Origin of the sequence: Micromonospora sp. NPDC048170, assembly GCF_040652795.1 — a bacterium.
Lineage (GTDB): Bacteria > Actinomycetota > Actinomycetes > Mycobacteriales > Micromonosporaceae > Micromonospora.
On record NZ_JBEZMR010000009.1, the window covers coordinates 25,782 to 41,009 of the forward strand.

Here is a 15,228-nt window from a genome sequence, read left to right on the forward strand (position 1 = left end):
TCAAGCGGACCAGCCGAAGTGGTCCAGCGGGCCGCGTCCGGCGCCCAACTCCCAGTCCCGTGCCCCGGTCAGCGCACGGCGGACGTACTCCTTGGCGGCGGCGACGGCCGTCGGCACGGGGTCGCCGAGCGCCAGCCGGACGGCGACCGCCGCCGAGAACGAGCACCCGGTGCCGTGGCTGTGCCTGGTGTCGACCCGGGGTGCGCGGAGCAGCGTGGTGACGCCGCCGCCGTGCAGCACGTCGACCGCCTCGCCGTCCGCGTCCACGTCGCCGCCGGTCACCACCACGTGCTCCGGCCCGCCGTCCGCCAGCGCCTCGGCGGCGGCCACCATCTCCTCGACCGTGGTCACCGGGCGTCCGGTGATGGCCGCGGCCTCCGCGCAGTTCGGCGTGGCCACCCTGGCGTACGGCAGCAGCCGCTCGACGGCGGCGACCACTCCCAGCCGGTGCCCGCTGGTGGCGACGAGCACCGGGTCGACGACGAGGTGCGGCAACCGCCCGTCCTTCGCCGCGCCGGCGACCGCGTCGGCGATCGCCGGGGTGCCGAGCACACCCGTCTTGACGGCACGGACGGTGAAGTCGGCGAGCACGCTGTCGAGCTGTTCGGTGACCGTGCGGGGCGGCAGCGGCAGCACGGCGTCGACACCCCTCGTGTTCTGCGCGGTGACCGCGGTGATCACGCTGGTGCCGTACGCGCCGAGGGCCGCGAAGACCTTCAGGTCGGCCTGGATGCCGGCTCCCGCACCGGAGTCCGATCCGGCGATGGTGAGGACTGTTCTCGGCGTCACGGTGCGTTCTCCCTGATCGGCGTCGAGGGCTGCGGCCGACCGGTCAGGCTTGATCCCTCCGTGGGCACGGTCGGCCGCAGCCCCGTCCCGGAGACCTCCGCGTGTTCGCGCGGGCTGCGCGGCTTCGGGGAAATTGCCGGCCGGAAGCTGGCGGTGAGCGTGGCGGCGACCTCGGTAGGGTCGTCGGCGCGCATGATCGCGCCGAGCACCGCCACGCCGGCGGCCCCCGCCTCGACGCAGGCGCCCACCTGGTCCGGGCTCCGCACTCCGCCGAGCGCGAGGACCGGCACCGGGCTGTGCCGGATCAGTTCCCTCAGCCCGTCCGGGCGCAGCGGCGGGCCGTAGCCGGGCTTGGTCCGGCTGGGGAAGACGGGCGAGAGGGTCACGTAGTCCTCGGTGGTCAGGCGCGCCAGCTCCGCCCGGTCGTGGCAGGAACGGCCGACCAGGTCGAGCTGCGGCGGCGGGTACGGGCCAGCCGACGGCAGGTGGACGGCGTTTCCGTCGAGCGGGTCGGGGCCGGCGACGACGAGGGTGCCGCCCGCCTCGGCGAGGACGGCGCGCAGGTCGACGGCGAGGGCGGCGCGCTCGGCCCGGGGCAGGTCCCTCTCCCGCAGCACCACCCATCGCACTCCCCCGGCGACGGCCCCGGCGACGACGTCGACCAGCGACCGCCGCGCCTGCCAGCGGTCGGTCAACAGCACGACGCCGGCCGGCCCGCACGAGATCTTGGTACGCGCTGGCCCCTCCAGGGGCGCCCCCGTACCAAGATCTGCCGGGACCGGGGGCGGGGGCGGGGGCGGGACCGGGGGCGGAGGCGGGGGCGGGGGCGGGAGGTGGGTGGGGGTCACAGGTCCGGCCGTCCCTCGTCCGGGGTGGAGGCGAGGGCGTGGAAGCGCCGGGCGATCCGCCCCGCCCCGTACGCGAGCCGGCCCGCCTCGACCGCGTACCGCATCGCGGTGGCCATCGCCACCGGGTCGGCGGCACGGGTGACCGCACTGGCCAGCAGCACCGCGTCGCAGCCCAGTTCCATGGCCAGCGCGGCGTCCGACGCGGTGCCGATACCGGCGTCCAGGATCACCGGCACGTCGACGCCCTGCCGGATCAGCCGGATGTGGTGCGGGTTCGACACGCCCAGGCCGGAGCCGATGGGCGCCCCCGCCGGCATCACCGCGGCGCAGCCGACGTCGGCCAGCCGGCGGGCCAGGATCGGATCGTCCGACGTGTACGGCAGCACCACGAACCCGTCCGCGACGAGTTCCTCGGCGGCGCGCAGCAGCTCCACCCCGTCGGGCAGCAGCGTGCGCTCGTCGCCGATCACCTCCAGTTTCACCCAGTCGGTGCCGAACGCCTCCCGGGCCAGCTGCGCCAGCTTGACCGCCTCGCCCGCCGTGTAGCAGCCGGCGGTGTTCGGCAGCAGCTTCACGCCGCAGCGGTCCAGCAAGTCCAGCAGCCCGCCGGCGGTGCCGGGGGCGGTGTCGACCCGGCGTAGTGCCAGGGTGACCAGTTCGGTGCCGGAGGCACGGATCGCGTCCTCCAGCACGCGCAGGTTCGCCGCACCACCGGTGCCGAGGATCAGCCGGGACGTGAAGCTCACGCCACCCAGGTCGAGGCCCACCGCGTCACCCGCCCTGGGCGGCGCTGAGCACCTCGACCCGGTCGCCGTCGCGCAGCGCGGTCACCGACCAGCCGGTACGCGGCACCACCTCCCCGTTGACCGCGACGGCGAGGCCGCGCTGCTGGTCGGTGACCGCGCGGACCAGGTCCGCCACGGTCGAGCCGCCGGGCAGGCTACGCCCGGCGCCGTTCACCGTCAGTTCCACGTGTGCTCCTCCTCGGATGTGGACGGTCCGGGGCCGGACCGGACGTCGGCGGCCGGCACGAACCGGGCCGGGGTGAAGGGGGCGAGCATCGGGTCCGCCGTGCCCGTGGCGACCAGGTCGGCGATCAGGTCGGCGGTGACCGGGGTGAGCACGATGCCGTGCCGGTGGTGCCCGGTCGCGACGAGCACACCGGGCCGGCCGGGCAGCGGGCCGAGGACGGGAGCGTTGTCGGGGGTGCCGGGGCGCAGGCCGGCGAGGGTCTCGACGAGGTCGTACTCGGCCAACTCGGGCACCAGGTCGACGGCGGCGCGGAGCAGGCGCAGCACCGCCCCGGCGGAGACGTCGGTGTCGGCACGCTCCTCGACGGTCGCGCCCACCACCACCTCCCCGTCCCGGCGGGGCACGAGGTAGACGTGCTCGCCGTCGGCGTACCCCCGGATGACGTGCCGGAAGCCCGGCGCGGCGCCGCCGGGCGCGCGGAGCCGGACCACCTGCCCCTTCACGGGCCGCACCGGCAGTCCGGTCAGGGCCGCCGCGCCGCAGCCGGCCGCGACCACTGTGACCCCGGCAGCCACGTCGGACAGCCGGCGCACGGCGGCGGGCACCAGCGTGGCGCCGGCCCGTTCGGCGGCCGTACGCAGCGCCGGCACCAGCCGGCGCGGGTCGACCTGGTGGTCGGTGGCGGCGAGCGCGCCCCCGCGCACCCGGGTCGCCAGCGCCGGCTCGCGGTCCCGCAGCGCCGTGGGGCGCAACGGCGTCACCGGCAGTCCGATCCCCTGTTGGTACGCCCACAGCCTGCGCGCCTCGGCCAGGTCGTCGGCGGTGAGCCCGACCATCAGGGTGCCCTCGGTCCGGTAGCCGATGTCCGCGCCCGTGGCGGCGGTCAGCTCGGCGGCGAAGGCCGGCCAGCGGGCGGCGGAGGCGGTCAGCAGCCCGGTCAGCTCGTGCTCGCCGAAGTACGCCTCGGCGACCGGGGCGAGCATCCCGGCGGCGACGTGCGACGCGCCGGAACCCGGGGCGGGATCGTGCACGACGACCCTGAGTCCGCGTGCTGCGCAGCGCCAGGCGATCGCCAGTCCGACCGGTCCCGCCCCCACCACGGCGACGTCCGGCCGGCTCAGCACCCCAGTGCTCCCAGCAGTTCCGCCGTCGCCCGGGCCGGATCGGCCGCCCCGGAGATCGCCCCCACCACCGCCACCCCGTACGCCCCGGCGGCCACCAGCGCGGGCACCCTCGCGGCGGTCACCCCGCCGATCGCGACGACCGGCACGCCCACGGCGTCGACGACCGCGCGTACCCCCGCCGGGCCGATCGGCGCCGGCAGCCCGGTCTTGGTGCTGGTGGCGTGGCAGGGGCCCACGCCCAGGTAGCTGGCCCCGGCGGCGACCGCCTCGGCGGCCGTCCCCGGCTCGCGGGCGGTGGCGCCGAGCACGGCGGTGGCGCCGAGGATCCGGCGGGCCGCCCCGACCGGCAGGTCCGCCGCGCCGACGTGCCCACCGGCGGCACCCACCGCCAACGCCACGTGCAACCGGTCGTTGACCAGGCAGGTGGCGGCATACCGGTCGCAGAGCGCGACCACCCGACGCGCCAGGTCGTACGCCTCCCGGTCGGTGGCGTCGTCCTCCACCCGGACCTGCACGACCAGCTCGGCGCGGGCCACCGGGAGGGCGGCGCGCAGCACGGTGAGCGGATCCCGCCCGGGTCGGGTGTCGGTGATCAGATGCAGTCGCCCGAGGGACGGCACGGCAACACTCCTCCCTGCGCCGGCATTACCCGGATCAGGTTCGACGGTCGGGGGCTCACAGCCCCCCTCTCAGCCCGGTGTACCGGGCTCCCGTGGGTCACTTGCGATGTCACCGTACGACGGATCGCCGGATCCGCCAAGGTCGGGATGCGGATTTCACACCGACCGCCCGAACCCGGCGGGCGGGGCGGTACGTGACCGCCACGTCACGCCATGCTGTTCGGATGCCCTCCGCCGCCCGGGTACCGCCGCGCCTGGCCTTCCTGCCCTTCCGGGCGAGCGCCGCCGTCGCCGACGGACTGCTGACCCGCGCCATGCTGCGCGGTCCGGCCTGGCGGCGCCTGCTGCCCGACGTGTACGTGCACCGGGACGCGCTGCGCGCGCCGGACCATCGGCTCTGGTGTGACGCGGTGGCCCTGCTCCTGCCCACCGGCGCCGCGATCGCCGGGGCGAGTGCCGCATACCTGTGGGGCGTCGACCTGCTGGCCCGGGACGCGCCGGTCAGCGTTCTCCTTCCCCGCTCGGCGAGGCTGCGCCCACACCCACGGCTGGGCGTCACCCGTTCGAACCTGCCGGAGAGCGACCTGGCCCGCTTCGGTGGTCTGCCGGTCACCACGCCGCTGCGGACGGCGTTCGACCTCGGTCGACAGGCGCCGCGCGACGAGGCTCTGGTGGCCGTCGACGCGCTGCTGCACCGCCGGGTGCTCAAACTGCCGGCCCTGTCGGCGTACGCGAACATTCGTCGTCGTTGGCCCGGGCTGCCGCTGCTGCGGGAGGTGCTCGCGCTGGCCGAGCCCCTGAGTGAGTCTCCGATGGAGACCCGGTTACGGCTCCTCCTGCTCGACGCCGGCCTGCCCCCGCCCGTCGCACAGCACGACGTGCTCGACGCCCGCGGACGGTTCGTCGGCCGGGTCGACCTGGCGTGGCCGGCCCTGCGCGTCGCGGTCGAGTACGACGGCGACCACCACCGGGAACGCGTCCACTTCCGGCAGGACGTCGCCCGGCTGAACGCGCTCCGCGCGGCCGGCTGGATCGTCCTCCGGTTCACCGCCGACGACGTGCTCCGGCACCGGACCCGGACGGTACGCCTCGTCGTCGCCGCCCTCCGCGAACGCACCGACGAGCGGAATGCCAGGTCGGTCAACCACCCACGGTGACAGCCCTGGTGTTCCACTCGCCGACGAACGTCCACACCGGCGGGCGCCCCGCAGCACCACCCCACAACGGCCAAGCTGGGACGGCCATGCGCCGAGCAACGGGGACGGGTGGAACACCAGGGCTGTCTCCCGGGGTCGGAGAGGTCCGTGGTGTTCCACCCGTGGAAGCACCGACCCCCGCCCGGCCCGGTCAGGGGCCGGGCGGACACGGGTCAGCGCGCGGGCGGACGCGGGCGGGTCAGAGGATGGCGCGCAGGGCGTCGAGGTCCTCGTCGGTGGGCTGCCAGGTGCCTGCCTCCGCGTTGGAGCGCACCTGCTCGGGCGTGGTCGCGCCGGCGATCACCGAGGTCACCGCCGGCTGGGCGGCCAGTCCGCCGATCGCCACCTGGAGCGTCGACAGCCCCCGTTCGGCGGCGTACGCCTCGATCGCCTCGATGGTGTCCCAGTCGGCGGCGGCGAGTCGCTCGGCGTACCGGCCGCCACCGGCGAGGCGGCTGCCGGCCGGCGGAACCTCGTTCCGCTTGTACTTGCCGGTGAGCAGCCCGTTGGCCAGCGGGAAGAACGGCAGCAGCCCGAGGCCGAACCGCTCGCACGCCGGCACCACCTCGGCCTCGACGCCGCGCGCCAGGAGGCTGTACTGGTTCTGCGCGCTGATGAACCGGGCCCGGCCGTTCGACGAGGCCACCCAGTCCGCGTCGGCGATCTGCCAGCCGGCGAAGTTGGAGTTGCCCAGGTAGCGCACCTTGCCGGCGCGGACGAGATCGTCGAGCGCGGCGAGCGTCTCGTCGATCGGGGTGCCCGGGTCGGGTTCGTGCATCTGGTACAGGTCGATGTGGTCGGTGCCGAGCCTGCGCAGCGACGCCTCGACCGCCCGGGCGATGTAGCGACGTGCGCCCCGGGCACCGAAGTCGGGGCCGTTCATGCCGTGCATGTCCATGCCGAACTTGGTGGCCACCACCACGTCGTCGCGCCGGCCCCTGAGCGCCTGGCCCAGCAGTTCCTCGGAGCCACCCTGCGGCTCGCCGTAGATGTCGGCGGTGTCGAAGAAGTTGATGCCGGCGTCCAGCGCGGCGTCGACCACCGCCCGGGTGCCGTCGAAATCGAGCTTGCGGCCGAAGTTGTTGCAGCCGATGCCGACCACGGACACCACGAGCCCGGAGTCGCCCAACCGGCGGTAGGTCATCTCAGTCACGAGATCCACCCTATGCTGGGCGAGCCGGCACCCGCTGCGGACCGCGAAGCCCAAGCCCACCTACACCCGCCGCGTGCCCGCGAGGCCCACCACACCCGCCACCGGCGCAGCCCCGGCACGTCCAGCTCGCCCCGGTAGTAGAGGCCGAGGTCCCAGTCGGAGTCGGGCCGGTGCTCGCCCCGGGCCCGGCTGCCACCGAGTGCGACGGCGACGACCCCGCCGACCGCGCAGAGGCGGTCGGCCAGGTCGGCGGGGATCACGCCACGTCCCACACCGGCTCGGGGGTCTCCACCACCTCGTTGTCGCCGCGGAAGAGCACGAACCGGTCGAAGGAGCGGGTGAACCATCGGTCGTGGGTCACCGCCACCACGGTCCCCTCGAACGCGGCCAGCCCGGCCTCCAGCGCCTCCGCCGAGGCCAGGTCGAGGTTGTCGGTGGGCTCGTCGAGCAGCAGCAGCGTCGCGCCGGACAACTCCAGCAGCAGCACCAGGAACCGCGCCTGCTGCCCGCCGGAGAGGGTGCCGAACCGCTGGTCGCCCTGCCCCGCCAGCTCGTACCGGCTCAGCGCCGCCATCGCGGCGTGCCGGTCCATGCCGTCCCGGTGCTCGTCGCCCCGCCAGAGGATCTCGACGAGGGTCTTCGCCATCAGCTCCGGCCGGTCGTGGGTCTGCGAGAAGTGTCCGGGGCGCACGCGCGCGCCGAGCCGGGCCACCCCGTCGTGCGCCACCGGCGCGAGCGCGGCGGCGCCGTCGACCGGGCCGTTGGCCGGGTCGGGGTCGGTGCCGCCCCGGGCCAGCAGCCGCAGGAAGTGCGACTTGCCCGTCCCGTTGGCGCCGAGCACCGCGAGCCGGTCGCCGTACCAGATCTCCAGGTCGAACGGGAAGGTCAGGCCGTCGAGCTCCAGCTGTTCGCAGACCACCGCGCGCTTGCCGGTCCGCCCGCCGGTCAGCCGCATCCGGATGTCCTGGTCCTTCGGCGGTACGGGCGGCGGCCCGGCCTCCTCGAACTTGCGCAGCCGGGTCTGCGCCGACTGGTACCGGGACGCCATGTCCGAGTTGTACGCGGCCTTCTGCTTGTACATCAGCATCAGCTCGCGCAGCTTCTGGTGCTCCTCGTCCCACCGTTTGCGCAGCTCGTCGAGGCGGGCGTGCCGGGCCACCCGCGCGGAGTGCCAGCTCGCGAAGCCACCGGGGTGCACCCAGGCGCTGCCGCCCTCCACGGCGACCACCCGGTCGGCGGTACGGGCGAGGAGTTCCCGGTCGTGCGAGACGTAGAGCACCGACTTGGTCGACTCGCGCAGCCGCCCCTCCAGCCAGCGTTTGCCGGGCACGTCGAGGAAGTTGTCCGGCTCGTCGAGGAGCAGCACCTCGTCGGGGCCGCGCAGCAGCAGTTCGAGGGCGAAGCGCTTCTGCTGGCCGCCGGACAGCGTACGGACGGGCCGTTCCCGGGCGCTGTCCCAGGGCAGGCCGAGCACGATGGTGGCGACCGTGTCGAAGAGCACCTCGGCGTCGTACCCGCCGACCTCGCCCCAGGCCGCGAGCGCGTCCGCGTACGCCAGCTGGGCCTTGCCTGCGGCGGTGCTGTACTTGCCGCGGATCTCGGCCGCGCGCATGGCCCCCTCGGTGTCGACCAGCCGGCGGCCGGCGTCGCGCAGCGCAGGCGGGGCCAGCGACAGTGCCAGGTCGGCCAGCGTCGACTCGTCGCCGATCATGCCGATGAACTGGCGCATCACGCCCAGCCCCCCGGCCCGCGCGATCGCGCCGGTCTTCACCGGGAGGTCGCCGGCGACCATCCGCAACAGCGTCGTCTTGCCGGCGCCGTTCGGCCCGACGAGGGCCACCTTGGCGCCTTCCCCGACACGGAACGACACGTCGGAGAAGAGCTCCCGACCGTCGGGGAGGATGTGCCCGACCGCTGCCACGTCCACGTATCCCACGTCGGCATCCTGCCCGAGCACGGGCCGGACGGCCCAACCATTTACCGGGTGACTCTCAGCACCCGATAGCCCTTCTGGCTGGCGGTACGGCCCACCTGCCAGCCCTGCTCGGCCAGCCAGCGGTGCAACGAGTCCCCGCCCAAATAGCGGGCCGCCACCAGCCAGGCGACGCCGTCCGGGGCCAGCCGGGGCAGCCAGCGCAGCAGGAGCTGGTGCAACTCGTCCTTGCCGACCCGGATCGGCGGGTTGGACCAGATCTGGGCGAAGGTGAGGTCGGCGGGCACGTCGTCCGGCGCGGCGACGCGCACCCGGTCGGCCGCGCCGACCCGCGCCGCGTTGGCCTCGGTGAGTTCCCGGGCCCGTGCGTTGACGTCGACGGCCCACACGGTCGCCGAGGGTGCCGAGGTGGCGAGCACACAGGTGATCGGTCCGAAGCCGCAGCCGACGTCGAGCAGGGCACCGGTGGTTCCGGCGGCCGGCAGGTCGGCCTTGCGCAGCAGCACCGCGGTGCCGGGGTCGAGGCGGGCGGCGGAGAAGACGCCGGCCGAGGAGGCCAGGGCGTAGTCGCGGCCGGCGACGGAGAACTCGACCTCGCGCGGGTTGGCGGCGGTCGACGGTTCAGCGGTGAAGTAGTGGTCGCCGGTCACGCCGGCAATTCTCGCACCGACGCCCGGCACGACGGCACGGGCCTGGCCGCGCCGCCACGGGCCCGGCAGGGCTGCACGTCGACACGGGCCTGGCGCGACGCCATGGGCGGCGGGGCACGGCGGCGGGGCCGTGTGCGCAGCACGACACGAAACGACCCCGCGCGCAATTTCCGATTATTCACACCTAAAGGGACAATGCCTCCTAGTCTGGGCGACATGGTGTATCGGTACGAGTCCGATGAGGACGCATTCATGGATCCGGGACCCGGGTCCGACCGGTCGGTGCTCGGTGCCGGTCCGCCTCCCCCGGCTGGCCCCTCCCCGTCCCGCTTCCCGACGCCGTCACTGCCCCGGGTCAGCCGGGTCGCGCCGCCCTCCGCCGCCCCGGAGCCGGTCCGCGCCACGGCGCAGGTGCCGTCACCGCCGCCCGCCCAGGTGCGGCCCCCCGCCGAGGCGCAGTCCTCGGCCCCACCGGCCGAGCCTTCACCGCCAGCCGAGCCGTCGCCACCGCCGGTCGAGCGGCCCCTGCCGGCAGCCGCCCAGCCGCCACCGCCGCCACCCACGGCCGACCCGTCGCCGCCGGCCCAGCCGCCACCGCCGGACGGCCCGTCGTCGCCGGCCGACCCGCTGTCGGCGGCCGAGCCGCTGTCGGCCGGGCGGCCGGCGCGGGGCGGAGGCGGCCGGCTGTGGCAGGTCGTGGTCGGCGGCGCAGCCGTGTTCGTGCTGCTCGCGCTCTGCGGCCTGGGTGCCGCCGCTCTGCTGGCCGAACGCGACAGGACCCCGCAGGCGAACCCCACCGTTGCGCCCGAGGTCGCGGAGTCCGCGGAGATCGAGGCGCAGCCCCTCGACTCCCGGGACACCGACCAGGCCCCGCTGACGGCCAAGGAACTCTTCCCCGGCAAGCAGCTCGTCGTCGCCGACGGGGAGCCCGCCTACCAGGTACTGAAGACCCAGTCCAGCGCCAGCTGCGCGGTGGCGGCCACCGGTGAGGTCGCCGACCTGGTGGTCCGCCTCGGCTGCACCCAGGTGGTCCGCGCCACGCTGCGGACGTCCGACGGCGCCCACCTCGTCACCACCGGGTTGTTCAACCTGACCGACCGGGCCAACGCCGAACGCGCCCGGGACCGGATCCGGCTGCTGCTCGACGAGCGCGAGGGCCGGTTCCGGGGCATGGCGGCCGGCGACGACAGCGCCGTGATCGCCACCGCGCCGGCCCGTGTCGGCTGGCAGGTTCGCGGCCACTACCTCGCGTACGCGGTGGTCGCCCGCAGCGACGGCGAGGCGATCAGGTCCGGCGACACGAAGGCCCGGGAGATCCTCTTCGACATGATCGAGCTGCACCTCAACCGGGGCGTGCTGGAACGCCGGGCGGACGGCGGGACGGCCGGCCAGCCGACCGACGAGGGCGCGGACAACACCGGCACCCAGGACGGGGGCGAGTGACCGGACCGCGACGGGGAACGGGTGCGTACCCGTTCCCCGTGTCGCCACCGACCTCTCAGATCGGGAGCTCGACCCGGTGCGCCCGCAGCAGGTCGAGCATCCGGTCGTGCGGGACCGCGTACTTGACGCGCCCCTTGACACCGACGGTGGTACGCGCCATGAACAGCGAGTTCAGCAGTGCCTCCTCCACGGCCTCCAGCACCGCCGCGAAGATCGGCTCCAGGTCGGGCTCCGGTGCCGTCGGTGTCGCCGGGTCGGCCGTGGAGAACGCCAGGGCGTAGTCGCCACTGCCGCCGGCGAAGTCCGAACCGACCCGCGCCATCGCGAAGATGGCCCGGCGGGCGACCCGAGCCAACTGCCGGGCGTCGAGACGGCCGTCCGTGGCGACCACGATGACGCAGGAGTTGCCCGGATGCTCGGGCCGGTGGATCGACGGGGCCGGCACCCCGACCTGCTCGGGCCGGACCGGCACCCCCGACACCTGTAGCACGCCCGAGAAGTTGGACTGCACCAGCACACCGACGGTGATCGTGCCGCGGGATGTCGTGGCGAGCCGCGAGGACGTCCCGATGCCGGCCTTGAAACCGAGGGCCGCCGTGCCGGTGCCGGCGCCGACGGCACCCTCCTCGGGCAGCCCGCCGCGGGCCTCCTCCAACGCGCCGAGGACGTGCTCCGCCCGCACCGGACGCGCCCGGATGTCGGACAGGAACCCGTCGTTGGTCTCCGCCACCACCGGGTTCAGCGACTCGGCCGTCTCCCGGCCCGGCTGCCGGAGCATGTACGTGACCAGGGCGTCCGCGGCCCGGAACGTCGACAGCGTCGCGGTCAGCACCACGGGGGTCTCGATCTCGCCCAGCTCGGTCACCTGGGTCGACCCGACCATCTTGCCGTGCCCGTTGCCCACGAACAGCCCCGCCGGCAGCGATCGGCGGGCGGTCAGTTGCTCCGGGACGATCGCCGTCACGCCGCTCCGGATGCTGTCACCGTCGACCAGCGTGGTGTGTCCAACCCGTACGCCGGACACGTCGGTGACGGCGTTCAGAGGTCCCGTCGGCATCGTCCCGACGACGATGCCGAGATCCCGTCCACGGCGAGGTTCCTGCACGACTTCCACTCCTTGGCGTCGAGGATGCGCTGAAGAGATCGGGCGAGGGAGCGGGCGCGCGGCCCCGGCGGGCACCCACCCCGGCCCCGGCCCGGCCCGGCCCGACGATCCGGCAGCCGACGGCCAGAAGCAAGCCCCGGGCGGTCAGCCCTCGACGGGTACGCGCAGCCGGCGGGTCGCCTCGGCGCGGAGGGCGTACTCGGCCGGGTCTTCGGGGTAGCCGACGGCGACGAGGGTGAGCCCGTGCGCCGGCGCCACGGTCACCTCGCTGGAGCGTTCCCGGCGGGCCAGCAGGCTGCCCGGCCACTCGACGGGTTTGCGACCGTCCCCGGCGACCAGCATCGCGCCGACCAGGCTGCGCACCATCGCCTGGCAGAACGCGTCGGCCTGGACGGTGGCCACGAGGATGCCGTCCGGGTCCCGCCGCCAGTCCAACCGGGTCACCTCGCGCAGCGTGGTGGCGTTCTCCTTGCGCCGGCAGTACGCGGCGAAGTCGTGCTCCCCCACCAGTCCCGCGGCGGCGCCGTTCAGCGCGGCCAGGTCCAGCGGCTTGGGCCAGGCCAGGATCTCGTTCCGGCGCAGCGGCTCGGCGCCCCAGGGCGCGTCGGTGACCCGGTACTCGTAGCGGCGGAAGGTCGCCGAGAACCGGGCGTCGAAGTCCGCCGGCACCTCGGCCATCACGCGTACCCGGACGTCGGTGGGGAGCAGCCGGGCCAGCCGGCGCAGCAGCCGCCCCTCGTGCTCCCGCCACACGGCGGTCGGCAGGTCGACGTGGCAGACCTGCCCGGTCGCGTGCACCCCGGCGTCGGTGCGGCCCGCCACGGTCAGCCCGGTCGCGGTACCCGCGCCGAGGACCAGGTCGAGGGCCTCCACGAGCACCCCGGCGACCGTACGCCGCGTCGGCTGGGCGGCCCAGCCGGAGAAGCCGGTGCCGTCGTACGCGACGTCCAGCCGCAGCCGGGTGCGCTCGTCCACTCGTACCTCCGCCTCACGGGGTCGGGCCCGGCACCCCACGAGGGGTGCCGGGCCCGACGGTGGCCTGGATCAGGCCTTGTCGTTCTCGCCGGCCTCGTCGCTGTCCTCGCGGGCGGCGGCGGTGTCGCCGGACGCCGACACGGGCGCCTCGGCGTCCTGGTCGCCCGAGGTCGACTTCGGGGCCTCCTCGGCCGGGGCGAGCGCCTCGACCTTGTCCTGCTGCGCGGCCTTGCGGGCGGCGGTCTTCTTGTTCGCCTTCGGCTCGGCGACCTGGAGCTCCTCGACCAGCTCGATGATCGCCATCGGCGCGGCGTCACCCTTGCGCGGACCGGTCTTCACGATCCGGGTGTAGCCACCGTTGCGGTTGGCGTACCGGGGCGCGATCTGGTCGAACAGGGCGTAGACCACGTCCTTGTCCTTGACGACGCCCAGCACCCGCCGGCGGGACGCCAGGTCGCCGCGCTTGGCCTTGGTGATGAGCTGCTCGGCCAGCGGACGCAGCCGCCGGGCCTTCGTCTCGGTGGTCTGGATCTTGCCGTGCTGGAACAGCGCGGTGGCCAGGTTGGCCAGCATCAGCCGCTCGTGCGCGGGGCTGCCGCCGAGGCGGGGGCCCTTGGTGGGCGTGGGCATGCTTGGTGCTCCTCAGGTGTGGCGGCAGCGCGGACTAGAGCTGCTCGGTCTCGCGATAGTCGTCGGTGTCGTAGTCGGCCTCGCCGAAGGTGTCCACGACGTGCGCCGGGTCGAAGTTCGGGGCCGAGTCCTTCAGCCCCAGACCCATCCCGGCGAGCTTCATCTTGACCTCGTCGATCGACTTCTGACCGAAGTTGCGGATGTCGAGGAGGTCGGCCTCGGTACGCCCGATGAGCTCACCAACGGAGTTGATGCCCTCGCGCTTGAGGCAGTTGTAGGAGCGGACGGTCAGGTCCAGCTCCTCGATCGGCAGCGCCAGGTCCGCCGCGAGCTGGGCGTCCTGCGGGGACGGCCCGATGTCGATGCCCTCGGCGGTCTCGTCCAGCTCCCGGGCCAGACCGAACAGCTCCACCAGCGTCGACCCGGCGGAGGCCAGCGCGGTACGCGGGCCCATCGACGGCTTGGTCTCGACGTCGATGATCAGCCGGTCGAAGTCGGTCCGCTGCTCGACACGGGTCGCCTCGACGCGGTACGTCACCTTCAGCACCGGCGAGTAGATCGAGTCGACCGGGATCCGGCCGATCTCGGCGCCGGCCTGCTTGTTCTGCGCCGCCGTGACGTAGCCGCGACCCCGCTCGACGGTCAGCTCCATGTCGAGCCGGCCCTTGCCGTTGAGGGTGGCGAGCTTCAGGTCCGGGTTGTGCACCGAGACACCGGCCGGCGGCTGGATGTCGCCCGCCGTCACGTCGCCCGGGCCCTGCTTGCGCAGGTACATGCTGACCGGCTCGTCGTGCTCGGAGCTGACGCAGAGCTCCTTGATGTTCATGACGAGCTCGACCACGTCCTCCTTGACACCGGGGATCGTGGTGAACTCGTGCAGCACGCCGTCGATCTTGATCGAGGTGACCGCCGCACCCGGGATCGACGACAGCAGCGTACGCCGCAGCGAGTTGCCCAGGGTGTAGCCGAAGCCCGGCTCCAACGGCTCGATGGTGAACCGGGACCGGGTGTCGTTGATCGACTCCTCGGAGAGAGTCGGTCGCTGGCTGATGAGCATGTCTTCTCTTCTCTTCCGGGGCGCCCGCTATATGACGCCCACGACAAACTGTTCCGGTGGCCCGCCCCGGAAGGACGGGCCACCGCAACGAGCTCCGACTACTTCGAGTAGAGCTCGACGATCAGCTGCTCCTGGACCTGCGTGTCGATGGCCTGCCGGGCCGGGAGCGAGTGCACCAGGATCTTCATCTGGCTGGGGATGGCCTCGAGCCAGGCCGGCACCGTCCGCGAACCCGCCTGAGCCTGCGCGACGACGAACGGGGTCAGCTCCTTGCTCTTCCCCCGCACCTCGACGATGTCGTGCTCCTTGACGCGGAACGACGGGATGTCGACCTTCTTGCCGTTCACCGTGAAGTGGCCGTGCTTGACCAGCTGGCGGGCCATGTCACGCGAGTGCGCGTAGCCAGCCCGGTAAACGACGTTGTCCAGCCGCGACTCGAGGATCTGCAGGAGGACCTCACCGGTCTTGGCCTGCTTGCCCACGGCCTCCTCGTAGTAGCCGCGGAACTGCTTCTCCAGCACGCCGTAGACACGGCGGGCCTTCTGCTTCTCACGGAGCTGGAGCAGGTACTCCGTCTCCTTGGTGCGGCCGCGGCCGTGCTGTCCGGGCGGGAACGGCCGGGACTCGAACGGGCACTTCGGGCCATCGCACTTGCTGCCCTTGAGGAACAGCTTCATCTTCTCCCGCCGGCAACGGCGGCAGTCAGCACCGGTGTAACGAGCCATCTCTCTCT

Annotated in this window: 17 protein-coding genes and 1 riboswitch; of the genes, 2 read left to right on the forward strand and 15 right to left on the reverse strand. The window is 74.0% G+C overall.

From position 1 onward, the window contains the following. The 6 genes from thiD to thiE form a co-directional block, all read right to left on the reverse strand. Entirely contained in the window at positions 1-789 is a 789-nt protein-coding gene (thiD, locus tag AB0D32_RS14650) for a bifunctional hydroxymethylpyrimidine kinase/phosphomethylpyrimidine kinase (RefSeq protein ID WP_357089577.1), read from the reverse strand. Then, a complete protein-coding gene (locus AB0D32_RS14655) occupies positions 786-1,514 on the reverse strand; it encodes a thiamine phosphate synthase (RefSeq protein WP_357090011.1) in 729 nt (242 codons plus the stop codon). The genes thiD and AB0D32_RS14655 overlap by 4 nt, the downstream gene beginning before the upstream one ends. 119 nt (positions 1,515-1,633) lie before the next feature. After that, positions 1,634-2,404, reverse strand: a complete 771-nt coding sequence (locus tag AB0D32_RS14660; RefSeq protein WP_357089580.1) for a thiazole synthase — start codon at positions 2,402-2,404, stop codon at positions 1,634-1,636. A 4-nt stretch (positions 2,405-2,408) separates the two neighbouring features. Then, complete coding sequence (gene thiS, locus AB0D32_RS14665; RefSeq protein ID WP_357089583.1) at positions 2,409-2,609, reverse strand: sulfur carrier protein ThiS; 201 nt, start codon at positions 2,607-2,609, stop codon at positions 2,409-2,411. Beyond that, on the reverse strand, positions 2,600-3,733 hold the full coding sequence (gene thiO / locus AB0D32_RS14670) for a glycine oxidase ThiO (RefSeq protein WP_357089586.1): 1,134 nt from the start codon (positions 3,731-3,733) through the stop codon (positions 2,600-2,602). The genes thiS and thiO overlap by 10 nt, the downstream gene beginning before the upstream one ends. Continuing rightward, positions 3,727-4,353, reverse strand: a complete 627-nt coding sequence (gene thiE, locus AB0D32_RS14675; protein ID WP_357089589.1) for a thiamine phosphate synthase — start codon at positions 4,351-4,353, stop codon at positions 3,727-3,729. The genes thiO and thiE overlap by 7 nt, the downstream gene beginning before the upstream one ends. Continuing rightward, a riboswitch (TPP riboswitch) is annotated at positions 4,348-4,456 on the reverse strand. (Overlaps the previous gene by 6 nt.) Positions 4,457-4,577: 121 nt before the next feature. Between thiE and AB0D32_RS14680 the strand changes: the two genes are divergently transcribed. Further along, complete coding sequence (locus tag AB0D32_RS14680) at positions 4,578-5,510, forward strand: DUF559 domain-containing protein (protein WP_357089592.1); 933 nt, start codon at positions 4,578-4,580, stop codon at positions 5,508-5,510. Positions 5,511-5,748: 238 nt separating this feature from the next. Here the strand turns inward: AB0D32_RS14680 and AB0D32_RS14685 are convergent, their stop codons facing one another. Genes AB0D32_RS14685 through AB0D32_RS14700 form a run of 4 tightly spaced genes read right to left on the reverse strand, consistent with a single transcriptional unit; the run spans position 5,749 to position 9,285 of the window. After that, positions 5,749-6,711 carry an aldo/keto reductase gene (locus AB0D32_RS14685; protein ID WP_357089596.1) on the reverse strand — a complete coding sequence of 321 codons (963 nt, stop codon included), beginning with the start codon at positions 6,709-6,711 and terminating at the stop codon, positions 5,749-5,751. Then, a complete protein-coding gene (locus AB0D32_RS14690) occupies positions 6,699-6,962 on the reverse strand; it encodes a nucleotidyltransferase domain-containing protein (RefSeq protein ID WP_357089599.1) in 264 nt (87 codons plus the stop codon). Before AB0D32_RS14690 ends, AB0D32_RS14685 begins: the two co-directional genes overlap by 13 nt. Next, entirely contained in the window at positions 6,959-8,638 is a 1,680-nt protein-coding gene (locus AB0D32_RS14695) for an ATP-binding cassette domain-containing protein (RefSeq protein ID WP_357089602.1), read from the reverse strand. The genes AB0D32_RS14690 and AB0D32_RS14695 overlap by 4 nt, the downstream gene beginning before the upstream one ends. A 41-nt stretch (positions 8,639-8,679) precedes the next feature. Further along, positions 8,680-9,285, reverse strand: coding sequence for a methyltransferase (locus AB0D32_RS14700; RefSeq protein WP_357089606.1), 606 nt, complete (start codon positions 9,283-9,285; stop codon positions 8,680-8,682). A gap of 252 nt (positions 9,286-9,537) precedes the next feature. On the opposite strand from AB0D32_RS14700, the gene AB0D32_RS14705 reads away from it, so the two are divergent. Continuing rightward, positions 9,538-10,728, forward strand: a complete 1,191-nt coding sequence (locus AB0D32_RS14705) for a hypothetical protein (RefSeq protein ID WP_357089608.1) — start codon at positions 9,538-9,540, stop codon at positions 10,726-10,728. Between the two features lie 55 nt (positions 10,729-10,783). Here the strand turns inward: AB0D32_RS14705 and AB0D32_RS14710 are convergent, their stop codons facing one another. From AB0D32_RS14710 to rpsD, 5 genes are all read right to left on the reverse strand, one after another. Further along, positions 10,784-11,833: a P1 family peptidase gene (locus tag AB0D32_RS14710; RefSeq protein WP_357089612.1), complete on the reverse strand. Its 1,050-nt coding sequence runs from the start codon at positions 11,831-11,833 to the stop codon at positions 10,784-10,786. A 144-nt stretch (positions 11,834-11,977) separates the two neighbouring features. Further along, positions 11,978-12,808, reverse strand: a complete 831-nt coding sequence (truA, locus tag AB0D32_RS14715) for a tRNA pseudouridine(38-40) synthase TruA (protein WP_357089615.1) — start codon at positions 12,806-12,808, stop codon at positions 11,978-11,980. A gap of 69 nt (positions 12,809-12,877) precedes the next feature. Beyond that, entirely contained in the window at positions 12,878-13,438 is a 561-nt protein-coding gene (rplQ, locus tag AB0D32_RS14720) for a 50S ribosomal protein L17 (protein ID WP_357089617.1), read from the reverse strand. Positions 13,439-13,472: 34 nt separating this feature from the next. Next, the gene (locus AB0D32_RS14725) at positions 13,473-14,495 is read right to left on the reverse strand and encodes a DNA-directed RNA polymerase subunit alpha (RefSeq protein ID WP_350923898.1); all 1,023 of its coding nucleotides are present in this window, start codon (positions 14,493-14,495) and stop codon (positions 13,473-13,475) included. A 98-nt stretch (positions 14,496-14,593) separates the two neighbouring features. Continuing rightward, a complete protein-coding gene (rpsD, locus tag AB0D32_RS14730; protein WP_357089619.1) occupies positions 14,594-15,220 on the reverse strand; it encodes a 30S ribosomal protein S4 in 627 nt (208 codons plus the stop codon). Positions 15,221-15,228: the final 8 nt, after the last annotated feature.